The 2,948-nt window shown below is 35.2% G+C and carries 3 protein-coding genes and 1 pseudogene; 1 reads left to right on the top strand and 3 read right to left on the bottom strand.

The window, feature by feature from the left end:
- Both EWM59_RS27435 and EWM59_RS27430 read right to left on the bottom strand, forming a co-directional pair.
- Positions 1-398: pseudogene (locus EWM59_RS27435) on the bottom strand (cytochrome C biogenesis protein); the annotation flags it as partial.
- A 79-nt stretch (positions 399-477) separates the two neighbouring features.
- On the bottom strand, positions 478-921 hold the full coding sequence (locus EWM59_RS27430) for a hypothetical protein (protein WP_130024221.1): 444 nt from the start codon (positions 919-921) through the stop codon (positions 478-480).
- 115 nt (positions 922-1,036) lie between these two features.
- On the opposite strand from EWM59_RS27430, the gene EWM59_RS27425 reads away from it, so the two are divergent.
- Entirely contained in the window at positions 1,037-1,792 is a 756-nt protein-coding gene (locus tag EWM59_RS27425; RefSeq protein ID WP_130024365.1) for a hypothetical protein, read from the top strand.
- On the opposite strand, the gene EWM59_RS27420 is transcribed toward EWM59_RS27425, so the two are convergent.
- Complete coding sequence (locus EWM59_RS27420) at positions 1,755-2,867, bottom strand: IS4 family transposase (RefSeq protein WP_130019099.1); 1,113 nt, start codon at positions 2,865-2,867, stop codon at positions 1,755-1,757. The two genes, EWM59_RS27425 and EWM59_RS27420, sit on opposite strands and share 38 nt — an antisense overlap.
- Between the last annotated feature and the right edge of the window lie 81 nt (positions 2,868-2,948).

The following is a 2,948-nucleotide window of genomic DNA, read 5'->3' as shown; positions in this document are numbered from 1 at the left end:
TCTAAAGCCTTGTTTTTTCGTAAAGACGAGTTAATTAATATCACGCCTACAATCACATTCCAGAACATCCAGAGCAGGAAACTTCCTTCCTGGTCTTGCCAGAAACAGGAAACAGCATAGCCCAAAGGCAAACTCCATGAAGAGTTATCCCAGGCATAATGATACTCAAAATAATGATTGAAAATAATACTTAGCAATGAAGCACAAACCGTGATAACAGCCACCGTATGCACATAAAAAGCACGACGAGCAAATTTGAGCCAATCGGTAGCCACATCTTTCAACACTTGTGCCGTCGGGCGGCTCGCTTGCCAATAGGCATACGTAGAAACTAAGGCAGCAACAAACGCAACAATAATGGACAAATGCCCTATATTTCCTAAATATGGTCTTAACATAAATTATCTGATAAACTTTATTTGGTAATTACCTTCTGTAAATACTATGCTTGCTAAATGCACATAGGTTTGCTACAGATTAATTTAACCCAAGCCATGCACTCCACGGGATACGAGTTAATAATAACACTAAAGCCAAACCAAAGAAAATCATGGTTTGCTTGAATTTCTTTCCATTACCCACTGCACGTTTCACACGGGCATTGCCGATAGTTACTAAAATAACGGCAAGTAAATTAATAGTAGGGTGCTCAACGGCATATAATCTATAATAGGGGTCTTTCATTGTTGCTTTCATATCGGCAAAAGCAGCCTGTGTAATAGGAGAAGTAAACAACAGAATAACACCTAACAGAAACATGGTATGCGTAGCTATGAGGGCAAATTTATTGATTCTTAAATGCTTTTCTTCAAAAGCTTTCTGACTACTTGACCCCATCATTCCATTCAGTGTAGCAAAAGCTAATAGAAATAAAGTAAGATATGCCAGATATGAGTGAATCGGTTGGATAATTTGATACATATATTTTTAAGTCGTAAGGTGATTAAAAAATTTTGCCAAAATTACGTCATAAACTTTTAATAACATACATCTTATAGCGCGAACTTTCAGTTAGTTATCATACGTTAACAGAATAATGAGATTCCTGAAACCCATATTTATCTTTCTATTCTTTTGTTTTTTACTTTTTATCTCGGTTTTTCCGCAGGTATTGCGCTGCTCTTTAGTAAAGTACGATAACTTCAATGCTTTACAATCTGGTGTATATATAGCTACTGGTACTACTTTAAAACAGCAGGATTCGTTAAAAAAGTATATTAAAATTGCTAAAAAACGTGTAGAAGGTTTTTGGGGCAGCCAGAAAGGTGAAGCAACCATTATATTTTGCGATAATCTGGAAAAGTATCAGCAATATTGCCGTACATCAGAGGGGGCAGGTTGTACCATAGGCACACCCGTAGGTTCATGGATAGTGTTAAATAAAGATGGACTCAATGCAGATGTGATTGCCCATGAAATGTCGCATGATGAATTAATGACTCGTGTAGGCTGGTGGAAAACCAAAACAAAAATCCCGACCTGGTTTGATGAAGGCGTAGCACTGATGCTTGATTATCGTTTTGTTAATGCACAGGATAGCGTTCAACGCTTCAAGGCCTACAGAGATGAGCTATTTTTCTTTTCTAAGAAATCTATCCCGTTAGATGACCTGCAAACAGAAAAAGCATTTTTTGGCCAGGGAGAATTTTATACCCGTTTAGCCTATTATACTTCTGCTTCTGTTGTATCCAGAAAAATTGCTTATGGTGGTAAAAAATCCATTCATTATACCATCGAGCGGGTAAAACAGTACTCTACCCGAAGATTTTTGTTAATTCCTTGTGATAGATGAATTGTAAATGAATCCACCTCAAAAAATCATATACAAGCATCTGACAAGTAGCTATAAAATTTTGTTTTTGTCTTTTTAGATTTACTCTGATATAATCTAAACCCTTTCTAAAGAAGCTATTAGCTTTATATCCATGTTTTTTGACTTTAATCATCTTTACTTTTTGATGGAGATATTGACCTGTTTTCAGTGCTATAGCTACAGCAATACTAACAAAAACCAACAATTTACTAAGTTTTTCGTTTCCTTTAATATGAGTAGTTTCTAAATCAAAGCCCCTTTGTTTGAAAGTTTGAAACAGAACTTCGATACACCACCTATGTCGGTAAAGATTTCCTAACTGCTTGGCTGGCAGATTACCTATCAGAAACAAAAAGTCTTTATTATCTAATTTCTTTAGCATAGTATTGCACCAGATTCCATCGACCAAACATGTTTCAAAGTAACGCTCCTGTTGATGGGACAATAAGTCGTTTATTGAACAAACAGCCCCATTCTTAAGTGTTATCAAATGGTTTTTAGGTAATCTCATACAGAAGTTTATCTGCCTGTCTTTTAGATACTTTAGCCATTGAATACCAATAAATTCCCTATCTCCAACTATCAAACCGATTCTATCCAAACCTATCACATCTACAATTGATTGTAATAAGTCACACCTGTCTTTACAATTACTATTACCTGAATTATTATCTAATAACTCCCAATACAATGGAATCCCTATTGAACCATTTTTGGCAACTATCATCAAAATATTGCATTGATAAATGCCGAAGTCCCATTCGGTTCTATCTATTGATAATTGAAGTTTACCTTTAGGTAAAAACATTAATAGTAAGAGACATACTTGCCTGTAATCGAAATCATAATCCTTAAAAAATGCCTGTATTCTACGTTCAACTGATTCTAATGTAGCTTCACTCTCAATGTGCAAGGCTATTTCTTTAAATTGCACCTTCCGGCTTTCGAGCATCCCTATCAGAAAATCACCAATGAATTTTTTCCTTGATAGATTCTTAGCAAGAGGTATTTTATCAAAAATCTTTATAATTTCGTCCCTAATGAGTTTTCTCATTCTAAAAGGTTGGTTTTGTTTGCTTGGTCGCTACAAAATTCAGCCTTTTTGTTTATAAATTAAAAATCTTCGGGTAGAGTA

The organism is Emticicia agri (assembly GCF_004168285.1).
In the GTDB taxonomy this organism is placed as follows: Bacteria; Bacteroidota; Bacteroidia; order Cytophagales; family Spirosomataceae; genus Emticicia; species Emticicia agri.
The sequence above is the reverse complement of the archived record's forward strand: the minus strand, read 5'-3'. Positions and strand labels throughout refer to the sequence as shown.

Coding starts and splice junctions, on each gene's coding strand:
- EWM59_RS27425 (WP_130024365.1), top strand. CDS start 1,037: ATGAGATTCCTGAAACCCATATTTATCTTTCTATTCTTTTGTTTTTTA.
- EWM59_RS27420 (WP_130019099.1), bottom strand. CDS start 2,867: ATGAGAAAACTCATTAGGGACGAAATTATAAAGATTTTTGATAAAATA.
- EWM59_RS27430 (WP_130024221.1), bottom strand. CDS start 921: ATGTATCAAATTATCCAACCGATTCACTCATATCTGGCATATCTTACT.